The following is a 19294-nucleotide window of genomic DNA, read 5'->3' on the forward strand; positions in this document are numbered from 1 at the left end:
CTAAATAAGTTTATCTAAAACAACTATTCTGCAATCTCCACGACCATTTCAATTTCCACGGCAATATTTGATGGGAGAGATACCATTCCCACAGCGGCTCTGGCATGCTTTCCTTTATCTCCGAAAATTTCTACTAAAAGATCAGAACAGCCATTGATAACCTGAGGTTGATCAAGAAAATCTGCAGTACAGTTAACCATACCTTTTAGCTTAACTATTCTTACCACTTTGTTCAAATCTCCGATCTCTGCTTTTAGTGAAGAAAGCACTGAAATGGCAGCCACCCTTGCTGCTTCATAGCCCTCCTCAACAGTCATGTCTGCACCCAGTTTTCCTTTTATGGAAGTGCCGTCAGCTTTTGATGGACCATGACCGGCCATAAAAACCAGGTTGCCTGTTCTCACCGCCTTTACATAATTGGCAATAGGCGGACTGGGTTTAAAAAGCTGAATATTTAACTTTTTAATGTTCTCTTCTGCAGTTTGTGCAAATGAGAATGACGTGATCATTGACAATAAAATGAGTAGTACTGATTTTTTCATAGGAGTTTATTTTAAAAGGTAATTTCATAATTTTAGAATACTAATCCTACCAATATGAAAAATCGTTGTAGCTGGGCCGAAGGTCATTTTGATGCCTATGTAAAATATCATGATGAAGAATGGGGTGTACCCGTGCATGATGATAAAACACATTTTGAGTTTTTGATTCTGGAAGGCGCCCAAGCCGGATTAAGTTGGTCAACAGTGCTTAAAAAAAGAGACGGCTACAGAAAAGCCTTTGCCAACTTTGAAGTAGAAAAGGTGGCAAAATATGATGAGGATAAAATTTTAAAGCTTATTGAAAACCCTGATATTATAAGGAACAAGCTTAAAATTAGAGGAGCCGTTATCAATGCTCAAAAATTCATCGAGGTACAGAAGGAATTTGGCTCTTTTGACAAGTATATCTGGCAGTTTGTAGGTGGAAAACCAATTGTAAATAAATGGCAATCGATGCAAGGGGTGCCTGCTACAACGCCAGAGTCTGATGCACTGAGCAAAGATTTAAAAAAGCGAGGGTTTAAATTTGTTGGCAGCACCATAATCTATGCGCACATGCAGGCCTGCGGATTAGTAAATGATCATGCCGTGAGCTGCTTCCGCTATCACGAAGTTTAGATCTTCTTTACAATTTCGCTTTTAGGAAATTTAATCATCCATAACCCGGCAAGGCTATCATTCGCTACCTGCGGTTTAGTGTAGATTAAAAACTGATCGCCCTCTTTTTGAATATTGTCAGTACCATTAGGGTTGAATTCATAGGCCTCGTATAATTTCAGTTCCACTTCTGATAAGTCATCTTTGCTCGTGAGATTTGAGATCTCACATTTACATGCGGCTTTAACAGAATCGATATTGCCACTATCAACAGACTCCAAAACCAATCTGCCTTCTTCCAATGCCTTTTTATATATATCCTCCTGGCTAATCTTTTTGATCTTCCGATCTTCCATTTCCTCATGCAATGCCTTGCGCTGATCTTCAGAAAGTTTAGCCTCACATGATGTCAGGGCCACTACTGCCATTAATACAATCACAAAATTCTTCATGTCATTCGATTTAAATCAAAATTACTATAAAATGATGCTATTTGTTAGTTTTGCAGTCTTAATCGTAATCCTTATGATCGCTAAATTAGAAGAGCTCAAACAAAGATTTGAAGAGGTGGGGCAGCTTATTGTGCAGCCAGATGCCATGTCTGATATGAAAAAATATTCGCAGCTCAGCAAAGAATATAAAGATCTTGAAAAAATCGTTACTCAATATGATGAGTATAGCGAGGTACTTTCAAATATTAAAAATGCCAAAGACGTTTTAAAAACGGAGAAGGATGAAGAGTTCCGTGAAATGGCCAAGATGGAGCTTGACGAGCTGGAGCCTGAAAAAGAGCGCATAGAAGCTGTTCTGAAGGAAATGATGATTCCTAAAGATCCTAATGACGAGAAAGAGGCAATTTTAGAAATTAGAGCTGGTACAGGTGGTGACGAGGCGGCTATTTTTGCAGGCGATCTTTTCAGAATGTACCAGAGGTTCTGCGAAAAAAATGGATTAAAACTAACGGTACTTGACCTTACAGAAGGTACAAGTGGCGGGTATAAAGAAATAGTAAGCACTGTAACAGGTCATGAGCCTTATGGTACTTTAAAGTTTGAATCTGGCGTGCATCGTGTTCAACGTGTCCCACAAACAGAAACTCAAGGTAGAGTGCATACCTCAGCAGCCACTGTAGCAGTTTTGCCAGAAATGGATGAGGTAGATGTAGAAATTGACATGAACGATGTGCGTAAGGACACCTTCTGCTCATCTGGCCCAGGTGGACAGTCGGTAAACACAACATATTCGGCTGTAAGATTAACGCATGCTCCGAGTGGCTTGGTAGTGTCTTGTCAAGATCAGAAGTCACAGCTCAAAAACTTTGATAAAGCATTAAAGGTATTGCGATCAAGGCTGTATGAAATTGAATTAGCCAAGCACAACGAGGCCGTTGGCGCTCAAAGAAAATCTATGGTAGGTAGTGGTGACCGCTCTGATAAAATCAGAACGTACAACTACCCACAAAGTAGAGTGACTGACCACCGTATCAATTATAGTCAGCACAATTTACCTGCTGTAATGGATGGTGAAATCGAAGAATTTATCAGCCAGTTGAGAATAGCAGAAAGCGCGGCTAAAATGGAAGATGGAGCAATGGAATAATCCGTTACTTGCATCGTTAACATAAAATCTTGAAGCGGTTATTAATCATTCCATTATTGTATTGTCTCTTTTTCTCGTGCACACCAGAAGAAGAGAAATTTACTTTGGACTCAGCCGCCAGTCTCAGATTTTCTACTGACACTGTATACTTCGATACTTTATTCAGCACCATCGGTAGCGTTACCAAAAGGTTTAGGGTCTATAACGATGCTGAAAATGCGGTGAACATTAGCAACGTTTCGCTCGAGTCAGGTAGTGGCTCTTCGTATTCAATTTTTGTCAATGGTATTGCCGGTCCTGAAGTCGAGAATGTGCGTCTTTTGGGTAAAGACAGCCTGTTAATTTTAGCAGAAGTTACTATAGATCCAATGGATGAGGATTTACCTTTTGTAGTTACCGATCAGGTAAACTTCAATACCAATGGCAATCTACAATCCGTTGAACTGGTTTCGTGGGGGCAGGACGCCAACTTTTTAAGAGATTCGGTATTGGTGTGCAACACCACCTGGACAGCAGAACGGCCTTATGTATTATACAATTCTGTTTTGATACAAGAAGGCTGCACTTTGACTATTGAAGAAGGCACACGCATATACTCGCACAATGGTTCTTTCATTTTTATTCAAGGAACAATTTTAGCCAACGGCTCAGCAGAAAACAGAGTAACCTTTACCAATGATCGTTTTGATGAGCAGTTTACTGATGCTCCAGGGCAGTGGGGTGGACTCATATTTCTTGTGGGTAGCAATAGCAATCAAATTGACTTTGCTGATATTAGAAATTCTAATGTGGGCATCTATTTGGGCACACCAGACGATGATGATGAACCTGATTTACGGCTTACCAATACACGCATTGAAAATATGGGTGGCAATGCCCTAATCCCAAGTATCGACAGCCTTGTGCAGCCAGGTTTTGGTTTGCTGGCCATCTCTTCAGACCTGTACGCGGCTAACGTGTTGATCAATAACTGTCAATTAAATGCTGTTGGCAATCTTGCTGGCGGTAATTACACCTATGAGCACTGTACATTCGCCAACTTCTCATTCAACTTTTTCCGTAGAGATCCTGTGCTTGTGTTATCTGATAACCTCTTACTGGGCGATAATTCAGTTTTGCTAGGTGACCTTAACTTCTCCATGACCAATAGCATTGTTTGGGGAAGCCTTAGAGACGAACTTTTAATTAGCAATTCCGGAGAAACCAGCACAGAAATTCTATTTACCAATAACATCCTAAAAAGCCAGGAGAATGCATTTGCAGATGTGGATAATCTCCTTAATGAGGATCCTAAATTCTTTGACCCAGGCGAATTTGACTATCAACTCGATACACTCTCACCTGCTAAAGATATGGCCATTGATCTTGGGTTTCTCATAGACCTTGATGGCAATGCTAGAGACGAAAAACCCGATATAGGCGCATTTGAGCGAAAGGAGAATTAAGCTTTAAACCATTTTTCTTGCTTTTGGTTTTATCTGTATGAAGTCGAACGCAATTGTGTGGTTTAGAAATGATCTTAGATTACTTGACAATGAAACACTTGTCGAGGCAGCTGCCAATTTTGATATCATCCCTGTTTACATCTTTGACCCACGGCATTACAAGACTTCTAATTTGGGTTTTACCAGAACAGGATCGTTCAAAACCAAATTTATTATTGAAACATTAGCTCAACTAAAATCTGATCTGCAAAAAATAGGCTCCGATTTAGTGATAAGAATCGGCAAACCCGAAATACTCATTCCAGCTATAGCAAAAGAGGTAAATGCCGTAAAAGTTTATGCCAGCAAAGAAATTACCTATGATGAAATAATTATAGAAGCAGCATTGGAAGCCTCGCTTTTTAAGAATGGCATTGCATTAAAGCTCATCTGGCAACAAACGCTTTTTCATCAGGAGGATGTGCCATGGCCCATTAAGCAAGTGCCCGATGTTTTTACACAGTTCAGAAAGGAAGCTGAGAGTACAGTTAAGGTGAGAGCACTTTTCCAAAAGCCAACCAAGTTGCCAGCGGTCACCAATATTGAATTAGGAGAACTTCCAACATTAAGTCAATTGGGTCTTGAAGAAACTGTCAATGACAAGCGTGCGGTCTTAGATTTCGAAGGCGGAGAAAGAGCGGCCAACAAACGACTGGATAACTACTTCTGGAAACAGGATTTGTTAAAGAACTACAAAGAAACCAGAAATGGACTGGTCGGGGCCGACTACTCTTCAAAGCTTTCGCCCTGGCTGGCAGTAGGTGCTATTTCGCCCAAAACAATCTACTATGAGGTAAAGAAGTATGAAAAGTTGCGAGAAAATAATGACTCCACTTACTGGCTCATCTTCGAGTTGCTCTGGCGTGACTTTTTCAAATTTATGGCCAAGAAACATGGTCAGAAAATCTTTCTTGAAAATGGGATTTCATCATTAGAGCACACGCTAAAAAATGATGCCGCAACCTTCGAGTTGTGGCAAAACGGTAAAACAGAAGATGAGTTTATCAATGCCAATATGAATGAATTGCGCATGAGCGGATTCATGTCCAACCGAGGGCGCCAGATCGTAGCCAGCTACCTGATTCATCAGCTTAAAGTCAACTGGACCTGGGGTGCGGCCTGGTTTGAACACTCACTTATTGATTATGACCCCTGCAGCAACTGGCTCAACTGGGCCTATATAGCTGGTGTGGGCAACGACCCCAGAAATGGCCGTGAATTCAATGTAGAAAGTCAAAGGGTACAGCACGATCCAAAAGGTAAATATGTTGCCCTATGGAGCTGACAATTGTCAGTATTAAAAATAATTTTCATCAGTCCTTCAATTTTATACCTACCAGTCTATTGTTCGTAAAATCAAATTTCCATAGCTTTGCTATCTGGAATTAGTCTAAATAATGATTAACGAATTTTATACAGAGCAGACGGATAGTGAATCTTTCAACATTTTTGAAAAGAATACGCCTATGGACAGCTTCGACTGTGTCCTGAAAAAGTGCTGTAAAAAGTATAAAAAGAAGGGTAGACACTGTAAAAAATGTCCGAGGTTATGATGGCGCTAGATAACAATCAGTTGGAATTGGTTTATGAAACCAACAAAGCTTCACTACACCAGTGTGATACATCTGAGATATATACTTTGCGCTTTAACTCAGAGGTTGTAGAATTCAGAGTTTGCCAATTGATTGCTTTCAAAAGAAAAATCCAGAAAATAGACCTCGCTCAGATGTTTGCTGATAATACAGCCGACATAGAGATAGTTTACATGCCGCATTGTGACAGACTATTTGCCCTCAATATTCACGATGTACTTCAGTTAAAAGAGCTATTTGCCGGAGCATTTACCATGCTCGAGCTTAACAGCATGATTCACAAAGAGCTGGTAAGAAGGCCCCTTTAATAATTTCTATTTCTTTAGACTAAATTTAAATTGCCCTCAAATTCACAAGAGGTTCAACTTTTATTGTTCATTTGTGGTTGTACAATAAAGAAATTTTCGAAATGAAAGATATACTAAGAAGACATTCCGTACTGAAAGATGAAATTGTTGACGTAATCAACAAGCAAATAAAAATGGAAGCTCAATCATCGGCTGCTTACCTTGCTATGGCTGCATGGTGCGATGTAAATGGCTATGATAACTGTGCCGAGTTTTTCTTTAATCAGTCTAATCAGGAAAGAGAGCATCAGCTAAAATTCTTTCATTATTTGGTAGATATGGAGTGCGAGGCTATCTCTCCAACAGTAGGTGATTCTCAACATGAGTTTGATAAGCTCAGAACTGTTTTCGAAAAGTCACTGGAAATGGAAATTGCTGTTACAGATTCTATCCATGATATGGTTCGCGAGTGCAGAAAAGTTGGCGATTTAGCTACTGAAGAGTTTCTCAGATGGTTTGTGCAGGAGCAAATTGAAGAAGAATATGTAGCCAGAAGATGCCTCGAATTATTTGATGTACTTGGTGAAGACAAGCTGGCATTGGGTATGATCGAAGAGCGTATACTTAATGTGAAATATGATGGTGCTGGGGCTTAAAAATTACCCTCCCAAGATTTATTATTAGAATATAGCCTCCCCGGACCTGTTCCGGGGTCTTTTGTTTTACACACCCCTGTCAAATCTCTTATCCAAGAGATACTGAAATAGATACAGTAAGTACTTAATAGAAGAAACCATCCCCGGACATGTTCCGGGGTCTCCAATTATAATAATGACTGCTTAACCTTTTATCCAAGAGGTGCCGGAACATGTCCGGCAAGGGAGCACTATATTAAGACATTTCTCCCCGCATTTATTCCGGGGTCTAGTTAATACATTAAATAAATCAGCTAATTTTATTCATGTTTTATGTCTATATGCTCACCAATAAAAACCATTCGGTACTTTACACTGGCTTTACCGATAATCTGGATAGACGGGTTTTTGAGCATAAAAATCAATTAGTTTCAGGCTTCACTTCAAAATACAATTGTAATAAATTGGTATACTTTGAAGAGTTTATTGAAAAAGATGAGGCTTTACACAGAGAGCGGCAATTGAAAAGATACAAAAGAAGTTGGAAGGAAAACCTAATTAATGAGAAGAACCCTGAATGGGAAGATCTTTATGGTAATTATTAATACAACATTCCCTCCCCGGACCTGTTTCGGAGTCTTTTATTTAAGTCCTCCCCGGATATATTCCGGGGTCTCTGATTATAACCATAACTGTTTATACTTTCATCCAAGAGGTGCCGGAATAAATCCGGCAAGAAATAGCTTATTTAAAACACCCTCGTCAACCTGTAATAATCAGAAACGGTAATTCGGAAAGCCTCCTTGGCTTCATGGTTATCTAAAACAGGCCTCCATTCTTCACCCACTTTTATCTCAAATTGATAGCCCTGCACCAGCAGCTCATAAACATCTGTGCAGAAATTAAGCATGGCCTCACGGTTCATCTCATTGAGAATTGCTCCTTTGACATCACCATTATTCGGATGCTGCGCTCTTAATTCAATATTTTCATTACCTATAGCCTCACTCGGCTCTATCAACAAATAAGCCTCATCTTGCAGGTAATTGACCACAATGGCCAGGTTTAAAACCCTCTCTTCAGGATTTTTACTTCTATCAGAAAACCTGAACACATTAAATTTAGCGGCCTTATTTTCTTCCAGATCATAATAAGACTGCCGTACATTTTTAAAAAAAAGCTGTGTATCCGTACCAATTTTAAAGGTGAGCTTATCCCGATCAATGGTTTTGTCATCATCAATCTTACAGCCAGTAATAATCAAAAATAAAAGGAATGCTATCCGCTTCATGAGGTTATTAACAATGAATAACATTGTTGGTTTCAATTGTGTAAATAGCTTAATTTAGATTCAAATTTAAAACCTATGGGAAAGACAGCTAAAATCTTATTAATCGTTTTTGGAGCATTCGTAGTCATTATTGGAATGCTAGTCATGTGGTTTGTGGGTGTTTACAATACCTTACAAGAAATGGATGAAGATGTTGCCGGTAAATGGGCACAGGTGGAAAATGTTTATCAAAGAAGATCTGACCTCATTCCCAATCTTGTGAACACAGTAAAGGGCTATGCCGACTTTGAGCAAGAAACGCTAACTGGCGTAATAGAAGCAAGATCAAAAGCTACTGCTGTAAATATCGACCCTTCAAATTTGAGTCCGGCTGCCATCAGTCAATTTCAATCTGCACAAGATGGCCTAGGTTCGGCCTTGTCCAGGCTACTGGTAACCATTGAACGTTACCCAGACCTTAAAGCCAACCAGAATTTCCTGGAGTTGCAGTCGCAGCTGGAAGGTACAGAAAACCGAATAGCGGTAGAGCGTAAAAGGTTTAACGATGCCGTGCAAACATTGAATGCCAAAATTCGTAAAATCCCCGCTTCTATGATTGCGCCAATGGCGGGAGTTGAACGCAAAGGATATTTCGAAGCTGACGAAGGTGCTGAAAAAGTGCCTGAAGTGAAATTCTAAGAAAAATACATTGGTGAAATAGCGGGCATGCCCGCTATTTCTTTGTTGTGCATCATCTCAACTTGGTTCCAAAGTACCGACCAAAACCAAATTACTTTGGGTCAATTGTTTCTCTCTCCAAGTTTACCGTTTATTAAATCTAAAAAACCCGCCTTATACGTGCTACTTATTGGGACCTCTTGTGTGCCAATGATCACACAATGGTTTTTAATCGTTACGATATGTTTTAGTGCTACCGCATATGAGCGATGTATTCTTACAAATTGATGAGATGGAAGAAGACTCAATACTTCCGATAATTTGTAGCGCGCCAGTATGGGTTTACTATTGGTATAGAAAGTCACATAATTGCTGTCACTTTCAATATATTTAATGTCTTGAATAGCCAATTGATGGAATTCCGATCCGCTTTTAATAAAAATAGTCTGATCGACTACACTAGCATTTGATTCAGGGTTGACTGATTGAACAGCATTGCTTTTATTCAATACTTCTTTCACTTTCATTACTGCCTGGAGTAATCGATCAAATTGAATCGGCTTTAAAAGATAGTCTACAGCCTTTAGCTCATAACTTTCCAGTGCGTGTTCCGAATAGGCTGTTGTGAATATAATCAAGGGAGGATCTTTCAATAACTTGGGGAAACTCATACCCGATAACTTAGGCATGTTTATATCCAGAAAAATGAGATCAACTGTGTTTTGCTGGAGGTACTCCAGTGCCTCCATTGGGTCACGAAAAGAGGCTTTCAATGTCATTGAAGGAATCTTGTTCAAATGAATTCGAAGCACTTCAATAGCGGCCGGCTCGTCATCAATAATTACATAGTTTATCATGATGCCTGATCAATTTTTAACCCCAATGAAGAAATAAAATAACCATTTTCTTCTCTCGTTTCCAATGTATGTTCCTCAGGGTAAAGAACAGCAAGTCGCTTTCTCAAATTATCAAGCCCAAACCCTGACGAATTATCTGGAATGCTGTTTGCTGCTTTATGAATTGAGTTCGTCACTTCAAAATTCATCCAGTCTTGTTTTATTTTCAATGCTATTTCTATCGTTGACTTTTCATTAGGAATGACCCCATGCTTTATCGCATTTTCCACGAAGGGAATAAGCAACATAGGGCTTACCTTGACCGAATTTAAATCTCCCTGAATGTCAAAATTGATGTAAACATCGTCCTCTTCTGCTATGCGTAGTTGGTATACTTGAATGAAGTTTTTAAGGTGATGAATTTCTTTTTCCAGCAGCAACTTGTCTTCATTTGTGTCGTAGACCATGTACCGCATCAACTCCGCCAATTTTGAAATTCCATCTGCTAATTCTGGAACATTATGCTTTAAAGATTTAGCATAAAAACTATTCAATACATTAAACAAGAAATGAGGGTTTATTTTAGACTTCAAAAAAGCCATTTCTGTTGACAATTTTTCCTCGAGTAATACCCTTTTTAATTTTTCATTTCTCATCCAATACTTAAGCAAAGCGTAGGATAGGGCAACAAGCAGAACAATGAACCCTACAAATAGATTGTAGTAGAAATAGACCAGAAAGCTCTCATTCTCTGAGGAGAAAAAATTTACCAAGTAGTTATAGTCAACAAAACTCTCAAACAGTGCTATAGTAATGAGTGCCGTAGCTACTAATACGATTAATGTCTTTGTTTTTTTTAACCTTAAAAATTTAGGGACAAAATAAAAGGCCGTTGTATAAAATAGTAGTTGACTCATTAACATCCCAAACAACAGTGGAGCCCAATAAGGACCCGTATCTTTCCTGAAATCTCCTATTGTTGACGTCTCATGCAATAGTATGAAGTATCCAACTCCCCATAATAAAATATGAATGATAGACTCTGATCGTTTATTCATGCTCCTCATTTTCCTGATCAAAGAAAGGAAATTTAATCAATGATTAAATGACAATGGGACAAATGATCCTTTTCTAGGGACAAAAACTCTGATCGCTGTGAAGTTTGCTTTTATCACATAATTAACAACGTCTACAACTCCTTATAAAGCATCGGTCACATTCATTATGAAGCGCCATCTACCTGCTTTAATATTGTCTCATATCTGTCACTGAAAGCACAGATTTTACAAATACATCATAAGCTACACATCATGAAAAAGTTAATCATTATTGCACTCATTTTAGGCCTTGGATACAGTTCCTCTGGACAATCCAACACCAAAAAAGAATTGGAAACAAAAATTGACCGATTGTTTGAAAGCTACACACATTACAACCGGTTTGTGGGTAATGTCTTGATTGCCAAAGACAACAAAATTATTTATGAAAAGAGTTTTGGCTATGCTGATCTGGAAGGACAAAAAAAGAACAACAAAGCATCCATATTTAATATCGCCTCACTTACAAAATCATTAACCGCTGTAGGTATAATGAAGCTTGTGGAAAATGGGCAACTCTCGTTAGAAACTCCACTTTCCACTTACTTTCCAAATTTTGTTCCTGAGTATTCAAGCCAAATTACGATTCAGCACCTATTAAATAATAGCTCGGGTATTCAAGCCAATATTGGAAGAGTGGATGACCAGGGTAACGGTCTCATGCCAGAAATCAGCGAGATCAGTATTGATGAGCTACTAGCAAAATTTAAAGACTCCAAGTTGAATTTCGAGCCAGGTACAGCTTATGAATACAATAACTTCGGCTACTTACTACTTGCCAATATTATTGAAAAAGTGAGCAGGCAGTCTTACGCAAGCTTTATGCAGCAGGCGGTCTTCAAACCTGCAGGAATGAAAAGTACATCGTCAGCTACTGTTGCAAATGTCAGCGAAATGGCTCACCCCTATTTTGGCTTAGGAATGGAGGAGCTGGAGAAATTCACAACTCCCTTTCACCCTTCATGGCTAATGGGTGCTGCTGATGTGAATTCAACTGCTGGCGATTTGTACAAATTCATGCACGCACTTGACAAGGGGACTCTTTTGACGGCAGCTTCCGTAAATCAGTTATACACTCGGTCTCAAGACATGGGGGTTAATAAAATGACATCTGGTTTAGGCTGGGTGATTGATCAAAAAGAAGGAGAAAGATGGATATACAATAGTGGCCTACTTCCTGGATATGCCTCTATGATGGGCTCGTTGCCAGAGCAAAACATAAAGGTGATTATACTATCCAATGCAACTTCCGTTAATCCGGTAACCGATGAATTTCAGGGTGCTATTTCATTTGTCGAAGGGGAAATAACAGATAAAATTGTCGCGCTACTATTAGATAAACCCGTTGAACTTACGCCTATTCCCACTCAAAAAAACAATGTCAGCTTGAGCAAAAAGGCATTTCAACTGGATACAGATCACACCCTAGTTATTAAAAATGAAGGAGGTAACTACTTCTTGGAAACAACTGGGAAAACACCTTGGTCTATTTTTACCTATGCATTTTCTAAAGATGCGAATGATAAAAGTGAAGCCGTCAAAACTGCCCTGTTTTTTGCCAAAGCCTGGAGTACTCAACAGTTTGAAGGACTTTCAGCTTACGGTAACGAACAAATGAAAGGATTCTTAGGCACCCAACAAGGGCAGGATCAATTAAAAGGTATGTGGGCCAATTTCATCAACGATGCTGGTGAATTTATAGCGTACAACATCTACAAAATTCAGGGAGAGGAAGGTAAAAATGTACACATACGATTTCATTTCGAAATCCTTGATATTGGAATGGTACTAAGCGTAAACGCAGAAAATAAAATACAGGGAATGTTTATGGATGATGCTGTCAAAACAAGTCATGTAACCAAGGTGGCGCTTGTTCCAGTGGGTGAAAACAAATTCTTTATTGATGGATACAGAAATGGCGGGATGCAAGATTTAGTCATTACCCTAAATGATGCAGAATTAACCCTTTCAGATGGGTCCGAAAACATTACAGGAAACCTAGTCGAATCCCCTAATTGAAAATCTGCAAAACCTTTGCTGTATTTAGCTTGAGATTAGTGATAAGCATGACCTAAAAGCAGCAAGGTTTTGATTTCAAACTTTACACATGAAAATAACGATTTATCTACTTTCACTTTTCGCGATAGGAATGGTCACGAATGGCTGTAACTCTCAAAAAGAAGAAAAGTCTGAATCACCAGAAGAGTTGTTTCTTGGTCAAAACCCACCTGGATTGAGTCCACAAGTATTTGCACCCGGCATTATTTCAACCGATGACCTAGAGCTTGAACCCGCGTTTGCACCCAACATGAAAGAATTCTATTTTCTTCGACAAAGCAAAGGCGAAAGATCTAAGAATTTTGTTATTCATTATGAGAGTGGCGAATGGAGTAAACCAGTTGAACGGAGTACAAGCGAAGGCGAAGTATTTATCGCAACAGACAATAACACCATACATCTTGGTAATACATACAGAGAACGAACGGATGATGGCTGGACGGATGAGAGAAGTTTAGGAGCACCTTTTGATGAATTCCCAATCATGCGTCTTACTGCATCATCGTCCGGCACGTACTTTTTTGATGAACGTGATTCTATCGGAACGATTAGGTACTGAAGAATCGTCAATGGCAAACGGGAAGCTCCTAAAGTTCTCGGAAAACAAGTTAACTCCGGGACGTATACTTCGCATCCTTTCATTGCACCGGATGAAACGTATTTGATTTGGGATAGCGACAGAGAAGATGGATATGGTGGATCAGACTTATATATATGTTTCAGGCAAAAAGATGGATCATGGGGTTCTGCGATCAATATGGGTAATAAAATCAATACTGATAGTGATGATTTTTATGGTAGTGTAACCTCAGACGGAAGGTATTTTTATTTTAGTCGAGCAAAATTAGGTGAGAGCATTGAAGAAAGTGTGGCCAATATTTTTTGGGTAGACGCTCAAATCATAATGAAACTTAAAAAAGAATAAAAACGTGTCACTACAATGTATAAGAAATCATCGCTCCCATTATGCCGCTGCGCTTCATAGTCGAAACAGAAGATATAGATAAACTGGATTTTAGAAGAAAGGAAGGTAGCTTTATACCTAAAATAAACGATGCACAACAAACACTAAAATGAATATGCGAAATGAGTACTAGCAATTAAAAATCATAATGGATGCTTCAGTGCTTCTAGCAACTGGGGCGCATACTCATTTTAGTTGGACGTTAGCATCCATAACTATTAAAACAAATATAATTGGATGACAGAAGCGGAAATTAAACGCCAGCAATTAACAATAAAGAGGGGAATTCTGGCCATTGTGCTCATGTACGCATGTCAACTCCTAGCCGGAATTGCTATCTCTTATGGGTTTAAGTTCTTTTCCCTTAATAATAAAGTTCCTATCGAGATCTTGGGACTCACTTCTGCTTTGCTCAGTGGAGTAATGATAATTACTTTTTACTGGTGGGATATTCGTAGATCAGGTAAAGCTTTTTATCCTGAGATAGGACTTCAACCAAGTAAGATTAAAAAAAGCAAAGGTCTTTTATTGGTTATAAGTGCATTGGTATCGACACACTTTTTAGCATGGATATATAGATCGGTGATCTTACCTGCCTTCGGTCACGAAGGAATCATTGGCGGAGGCTCAAAGATGTTCAGCTTTATTCAGACCAGCGGAGGAGCACTTGAAATGTCCGGTTTTTTATTGCTGGCCATCTTTGTTGGACCTATTATGGAAGAGGTTGTATTTAGAGGGTATTTACAGTCTTCATTGGCCAAAAAAATACCCTTATGGGCAGCTATATTGATAACTTCTATTGTTTTTACCTTTGGCCATAGTCCCATGATATTGTGGCCCATGTATTTTCTGTATAGTGCTACCTGGGGTTGGATTTTGGCACGTACTGGCTCTTTAAAAATGGCGATCCTAATTCATGTTCTAAGTAACTTATTTTATGCTGTTATAGGCTTTGCGGGGTGGGATATTCTTGCCTAATTTGAATATTGGCAGATAGGATTAGTTGCCTACCATGATAGTACAAAGCTTATAATGCTCAGTTTTGATGCTCCATATTACAGGGATAAATAAATAAAATGAAAGGCTAACATTTTGTATATTGCATGGCACCCTTCGGGATATGCACCATAGCCAGGCCGTTGGCATTCATACCAATTGCTCAATCAATATGAAAAAGCTAAACTTTACTTTTTTCTTCTTTTGGAGTATTGTCTTCCTTTTGATTACCATCATTGGCTTTACACCCACCTTCTTATTGCGACCATTATACAGGGAGACATCCTTACCCCTTTATTTAATCTTACATGGAGTAATAATGCTTTTTTGGTTTTCAGGCTACTTCATCCAAAACCTGCTTATTGTAAAAGGACAACTAGCAAATCATAAAAAAATTGGCATCTATTGGTTTATGCTAGCAATACTGATGGCTGTTGGTAACTTGAATGTGGTACTTAACATTTCAAATGAGATCATGACGGGCACCCCAGCCTATTTTGGAGAAATACGAACCATTGAAAACTCTGGCGGATTTGTTATCGGGAACCTATATTTTACACTCGTCAGCTCGTTTCTCATCTTGCTGGCATACATTAAGCGGAATGCTCCCAATGCACATAAAAGAGCCATATTTGGTGCGAGTTTCCTGCTTCTGACTCCAGCTTTTGATCGCTTTATTCGACCGTTCGGCCTACCTGAGATTTTTCAATACGTAGGCTCGTTTATTATTCCAATTTCACTCCTTGGATATGAGATCTTAAAGTACAGGAAAGTTCATCCTATGACCTTCTTAGTTATGGCCATAACGTTCTTGATGATACCAATCATTATGGCCATTGTAACTAATGACTTCTTAATTAATGCAATCATTAAGTTCCTTGGATAAAACGAATGCCAACATATGATATAGCGCATGGCTTTATTTAGCCTTCTGCAAAGAGTCTGCTGAGATTCACGCTTATCTGCCGCCAGGAAACTGAAGTGCTATCTACCCTCTTCTGCTCGCGGGGGTTTTTGATCTGTTTGACTCAGTCCCTATTTGATGCTTTGAATGCACCGGCAGATTTTACTATTTTGCTACTTTGATCCAAGTGTGAGTACACGCCTCATACATTGGGGTTAGCGTCAATTAGCAAAAATCCAGTTGAAAGTGAATTCAAGAAAATCTATAGCAGTCCTCCCTTTTAGTGACCTCAGTCTTGACGGAAGCAATGAATTCATCTGCGATGGTATTACAGAGGAGATCATCAATGCACTCGCCAAAATCGATGGGTTGAAAGTCATCTCTCGCACATCCAGTTTCTTTTTCAAAAACCATAAAGCTTCTCTTGAGGAAATTGCAACGAAGCTGGATGTAGCAATCCTTCTAGAGGGCAGCGCACAGATTCATGACGGCAAAATTCGAGTTCGTGCCAAGCTGATAGGTGTCGAAGAGGATGTACATTTCTGGTCAGAGACCTGGGATCGGAAGCTAGAAAATCTTTTTGAAACGCAAGATGAAATAAGCTTGCTCATCGCTGATAAAATTCGAGAGCAACATGGGCATCTGAACATTTCTAATAAATTAGCGAATAGCCCTACATCGAATCTTTCATCATACGAACATCTTCTGAAAGGTCGGCTTCATTTTTATAAGTGGAATCCTGAGGATACTAATATTGCAATTGATCACTTTGAAAAAGCCATAGAGCTAGACAAAGGTCTTATTGATGGTTATCTGGGCATAGCGGATAGCTATAGTTTTATAGCTGTGGCTGGTTTTGCTCCACGTAATGAAGCCTGGAAAAAAAGTATTGCAGCATTAGAATCAGCAAAGAAGCTTGACCCAAACCATGCAGGACTTAACTATATGTTGGGTATGCAATACTTCTTTACCAAAGCAAACTTCACTGCGGCATTGCAACATGGTATGAGATCTCTGGCAGCCAAACCCACATATTCAGAAGCGCATCAATTCGTTTCATTTCTCCACACAATTAGAGGTGACTTTAAAAAGGGACGGGAACATATCATGTTTGCCAAATCAATAGACCCTTTAAACCCTGAGACCAAATTCTATGAAGCTAATTATTTCTATCGTGTTGACGAAATGGACAAAGCGCAAGAGATTTTAAAGGAATTGCTGGCAGAAAATGACCAGAATCTACCCGCCATTATCGTCAATATCTATATCCTTATTCATGAACGTCAACTTAAAGTAGCTCGCCAGACTATAGAGAAAATTCCAGAGCAAGCCATTACCCCTGATGAAAGATTAGGCTTCTTTGCCCTGATTGAAGCAATGGATGGGAAAAGCACCGCACATTTGCAAAAGCTTGAGAAACATGCTCAGGAACCAGAAGCGCATCATGCGCATGCCTACCTTTTTCTTACTTATGCCAATCTGGGTCGATATGACGAAGCATTTAGCATTTTAGAGAAGCTTTTTGAAAGTGGCTCCTCAATTCTCATTCTTGCCTTTAGTGATCCGCTGGGAAAGCCCATCCATTCACACCCAAGATATTCAGAATATCATAGTAGGGTTTATGCTAAAACAGTAGAAAAATCAAAAGAAACAAAAAACAGAAATCCTGATCAATCCATTATTAGAGAACAGGTGGAAAAAATACAGGCGTATGTAGAATCCGAACGCCCATACCTCAATCCTTCACTAACGCTGCGTTCGCTAGCCGAACAAGTAGAGATTCATCCTAATCAGCTATCCTGGTTATTGAATGAATCCATCGGTCAAAATTTCAATGAGTTCGTTAACAAGAAACGCATTGAACACTTCAAACAACTCGTCATTGACCCAGACAATTCTCATATTTCGTTTATAGGGCTGGCATATGAAAGCGGCTTTAACTCGAAGACCGTTTTTAACACTGTATTCAAAAAAGAAGTAGGTATGACACCTAAAGAATTCCAGAAAAGTCAATTATAAACTGTTATTAGGTTCTGAATTATAAATCCGAACCACTTCTTAATATACCGAACTTTTACCCTTTCACTTCTTCGTCTTTTTGCCTTGTGTTCAAAACATGAGCTATGAATCAGACAATGAAAGCAACGGTAGCTACAGGGTACGGATCGCCCGAGGTACTTCAATTACAAGTAGTAACTAGACCTACACCAAAACCCAATGAAGTATTGGTAAGAGTTATGACTTCTGCTGCGACTACAGCAGATGCCATGATGCGGACGGGTAAACCCTACATCGCTAGGTTGTTTGTAGGTCTTTTTAAACCCAAGAAACCTATTTCTGGAACCGGTTTCGCTGGAGTGGTGGAGCAGGCTGGTGAGGCGGTTAAAGACTTTAAAGTTGGAGATCGTGTGTTTGGAGAAACTACTTTTGGCTTTAGCTCAAACGCAGAATATCTGACCATATCCGAAGATGGAGTCATTCTTCCAATGCCTGAAAATCTTGATTTTTCTGAGGCAGCCAATTTCTGTGATGGGCATTTGACCTCCTTTAATTTTCTGATAGAAATAGCTAAAATAGAAGCTGGCCAGAAAGTACTGATCAATGGAGCCTCTGGATCATTGGGAACTTCTGCTATTCAAATAGCGAAGCACATGGGAGCTCAAGTGACAGCTGTGTGCAGTGGCAGAAATATTGGGTTAGTGCAATCTCTTGGTGCTGATCAAGTAGTTGACTACCAACAAAAAGATTTCACAAAGAGCAAGGACAGCTATGATTTCGTTTACGATACCATTGGGAAAAGTTCCTTTTCTGCGTGCAAAAACATCCTCTCTGAAAATGGTGTGTACCTATCTCCAGTCCTGAAGTTTCCTCTTTTACTTCAGATGGTAAAAACCTCGTTCTTTGGTCAAAAGAAAGCCAAGTTCGAGGCAACAGGAGCCAACAAAGAAGAAAAACTACGCGGCCTGCTTTCAGAGGTATTGGATATCTACAAAGAGGGCAGGCTAAAAACAGTCATTGATCGCCAATTTCCATTAGAAAAGGTAGCTGAAGCACATCGCTATATTGATTCAGGCCATAAAAGAGGTAATGTGGTCATTGTAACATCTTAATAACGAAAAATTATGAAAGCAAAAATTAACAGTATATCCGGAACGGCACTAGGTGTCCTTTTTGGCGTCATTGCTGGTATCGTACTAAGCAATTTAGGAATGTGGATTTGCCTCGGATAAGCGGTTGGTACAGCAGTTGATTATACCATGAAAAAACAGTTAAGCAATAAAAAATCTTGATAACTATGAAAAGCAAAATAGGCATACTTATAACCATAGGATTGTTGGGATATGGAATTATACGAATAGGCGTAGGAAGTGCATTGTTAGCGCAAACAATACATCTGGTTAACTACACGGAACTAAATGAGGCAACAATGGAGGTAAAACAATTTTTAGAAGAACGAGCGGGAAAACAAATTGTGCCATTCACGGAAGTGACCTACTTTGCCTTTATTGTATTCATGGGTATTCTGCTCACATCAGGGGCAGTAGGAGCGCTCTTACGTAAAAACTGGGGATTCGTGGTTCTATGGATATATATCTCCACCCATGCAGCATTATTCATCAATTATCAGGAAATCAATCCGAAAATTATTATTCTGGTTTTACAGGTTATATTACTCATTGGGCTTAAATATTTAAGACCTGCAAATCATTAGTCAAGTGGTTTTCTGTTTATTATCAATAAGAAAGTTGAATAAA

Annotated in this window: 21 protein-coding genes; 16 read left to right on the top strand and 5 right to left on the bottom strand. The window is 39.2% G+C overall.

Going from position 1 to position 19294, the window contains the following annotated elements; all coding sequences use genetic code 11:
• Positions 1 to 23 precede the first annotated feature (23 nt).
• A complete protein-coding gene (locus E1140_RS16615) occupies positions 24 to 542 on the bottom strand; it encodes a RidA family protein (protein WP_155186480.1) in 519 nt (172 codons plus the stop codon).
• A gap of 54 nt (positions 543 to 596) precedes the next feature.
• Here E1140_RS16615 and E1140_RS16620 point away from each other — a divergent pair, with 54 nt between their 5' ends.
• A complete protein-coding gene (locus tag E1140_RS16620; RefSeq protein ID WP_155186482.1) occupies positions 597 to 1160 on the top strand; it encodes a DNA-3-methyladenine glycosylase I in 564 nt (187 codons plus the stop codon).
• Here the strand turns inward: E1140_RS16620 and E1140_RS16625 are convergent.
• On the bottom strand, positions 1157 to 1591 hold the full coding sequence (locus tag E1140_RS16625) for a hypothetical protein (protein ID WP_155186484.1): 435 nt from the start codon (positions 1589 to 1591) through the stop codon (positions 1157 to 1159). The genes E1140_RS16620 and E1140_RS16625 overlap by 4 nt on opposite strands.
• A gap of 73 nt (positions 1592 to 1664) precedes the next feature.
• On the opposite strand from E1140_RS16625, the gene prfA reads away from it, so the two are divergent.
• The 6 genes from prfA (at position 1665) to E1140_RS16655 (ending at position 7341) form a co-directional block, all read left to right on the top strand.
• Entirely contained in the window at positions 1665 to 2738 is a 1074-nt protein-coding gene (prfA, locus tag E1140_RS16630; protein ID WP_155186486.1) for a peptide chain release factor 1, read from the top strand.
• Between the two features lie 29 nt (positions 2739 to 2767).
• A complete protein-coding gene (locus E1140_RS16635; RefSeq protein ID WP_155186488.1) occupies positions 2768 to 4183 on the top strand; it encodes a right-handed parallel beta-helix repeat-containing protein in 1416 nt (471 codons plus the stop codon).
• A gap of 37 nt (positions 4184 to 4220) precedes the next feature.
• A complete protein-coding gene (locus E1140_RS16640; RefSeq protein ID WP_155186490.1) occupies positions 4221 to 5507 on the top strand; it encodes a DASH family cryptochrome in 1287 nt (428 codons plus the stop codon).
• A 252-nt stretch (positions 5508 to 5759) separates the two neighbouring features.
• Positions 5760 to 6122 (top strand): DUF6686 family protein, encoded by a 363-nt coding sequence (locus E1140_RS16645; RefSeq protein ID WP_155186492.1) that lies wholly within the window; start codon positions 5760 to 5762, stop codon positions 6120 to 6122.
• Positions 6123 to 6223: 101 nt separating this feature from the next.
• Complete coding sequence (locus tag E1140_RS16650) at positions 6224 to 6757, top strand: ferritin (protein WP_155186494.1); 534 nt, start codon at positions 6224 to 6226, stop codon at positions 6755 to 6757.
• A 305-nt stretch (positions 6758 to 7062) separates the two neighbouring features.
• Positions 7063 to 7341, top strand: coding sequence for a GIY-YIG nuclease family protein (locus E1140_RS16655; protein ID WP_155186496.1), 279 nt, complete (start codon positions 7063 to 7065; stop codon positions 7339 to 7341).
• A 143-nt stretch (positions 7342 to 7484) separates the two neighbouring features.
• Here E1140_RS16655 and E1140_RS16660 read toward each other — a convergent pair whose 3' ends face one another.
• The gene (locus tag E1140_RS16660) at positions 7485 to 8027 is read right to left on the bottom strand and encodes a hypothetical protein (protein WP_155186498.1); all 543 of its coding nucleotides are present in this window, start codon (positions 8025 to 8027) and stop codon (positions 7485 to 7487) included.
• A gap of 75 nt (positions 8028 to 8102) precedes the next feature.
• Between E1140_RS16660 and E1140_RS16665 the strand changes: the two genes are divergently transcribed.
• A complete protein-coding gene (locus E1140_RS16665; protein WP_155186500.1) occupies positions 8103 to 8705 on the top strand; it encodes a LemA family protein in 603 nt (200 codons plus the stop codon).
• 101 nt (positions 8706 to 8806) lie between these two features.
• Here the strand turns inward: E1140_RS16665 and E1140_RS16670 are convergent, their stop codons facing one another.
• Both E1140_RS16670 and E1140_RS16675 read right to left on the bottom strand, forming a co-directional pair.
• Positions 8807 to 9541 carry a LytR/AlgR family response regulator transcription factor gene (locus E1140_RS16670; protein WP_155186502.1) on the bottom strand — a complete coding sequence of 245 codons (735 nt, stop codon included), beginning with the start codon at positions 9539 to 9541 and terminating at the stop codon, positions 8807 to 8809.
• Positions 9538 to 10578, bottom strand: coding sequence for a sensor histidine kinase (locus E1140_RS16675; RefSeq protein ID WP_185153641.1), 1041 nt, complete (start codon positions 10576 to 10578; stop codon positions 9538 to 9540). Before E1140_RS16675 ends, E1140_RS16670 begins: the two co-directional genes overlap by 4 nt.
• Before the next feature lie 252 nt (positions 10579 to 10830).
• Here E1140_RS16675 and E1140_RS16680 point away from each other — a divergent pair, with 252 nt between their 5' ends.
• The 8 genes from E1140_RS16680 to E1140_RS16715 all read left to right on the top strand — a co-directional run bounded on the left by E1140_RS16680 (position 10831) and on the right by E1140_RS16715 (position 19251).
• Positions 10831 to 12636 (top strand): serine hydrolase domain-containing protein, encoded by a 1806-nt coding sequence (locus E1140_RS16680; protein WP_155186506.1) that lies wholly within the window; start codon positions 10831 to 10833, stop codon positions 12634 to 12636.
• A gap of 88 nt (positions 12637 to 12724) precedes the next feature.
• Entirely contained in the window at positions 12725 to 13234 is a 510-nt protein-coding gene (locus tag E1140_RS16685) for a hypothetical protein (protein ID WP_155186510.1), read from the top strand.
• 102 nt (positions 13235 to 13336) lie between these two features.
• Entirely contained in the window at positions 13337 to 13600 is a 264-nt protein-coding gene (locus tag E1140_RS16690; RefSeq protein ID WP_155186513.1) for a hypothetical protein, read from the top strand.
• A 276-nt stretch (positions 13601 to 13876) separates the two neighbouring features.
• The gene (locus tag E1140_RS16695) at positions 13877 to 14617 is read left to right on the top strand and encodes a CPBP family intramembrane glutamic endopeptidase (RefSeq protein ID WP_155186517.1); all 741 of its coding nucleotides are present in this window, start codon (positions 13877 to 13879) and stop codon (positions 14615 to 14617) included.
• 190 nt (positions 14618 to 14807) lie between these two features.
• Positions 14808 to 15521 carry a hypothetical protein gene (locus tag E1140_RS16700; RefSeq protein WP_155186520.1) on the top strand — a complete coding sequence of 238 codons (714 nt, stop codon included), beginning with the start codon at positions 14808 to 14810 and terminating at the stop codon, positions 15519 to 15521.
• A gap of 264 nt (positions 15522 to 15785) precedes the next feature.
• Complete coding sequence (locus E1140_RS22045) at positions 15786 to 17558, top strand: helix-turn-helix domain-containing protein (protein ID WP_155186523.1); 1773 nt, start codon at positions 15786 to 15788, stop codon at positions 17556 to 17558.
• Positions 17559 to 17662: 104 nt separating this feature from the next.
• Complete coding sequence (locus E1140_RS16710; protein ID WP_155186526.1) at positions 17663 to 18649, top strand: NAD(P)-dependent alcohol dehydrogenase; 987 nt, start codon at positions 17663 to 17665, stop codon at positions 18647 to 18649.
• Positions 18650 to 18834: 185 nt separating this feature from the next.
• Positions 18835 to 19251, top strand: coding sequence for a hypothetical protein (locus E1140_RS16715; RefSeq protein ID WP_155186529.1), 417 nt, complete (start codon positions 18835 to 18837; stop codon positions 19249 to 19251).
• Positions 19252 to 19294 lie beyond the last annotated feature (43 nt).

The sequence above is a fragment of the Fulvivirga lutimaris genome, from assembly GCF_009711525.1.
Taxonomy (GTDB): Bacteria; Bacteroidota; Bacteroidia; order Cytophagales; family Cyclobacteriaceae; genus Fulvivirga; species Fulvivirga lutimaris.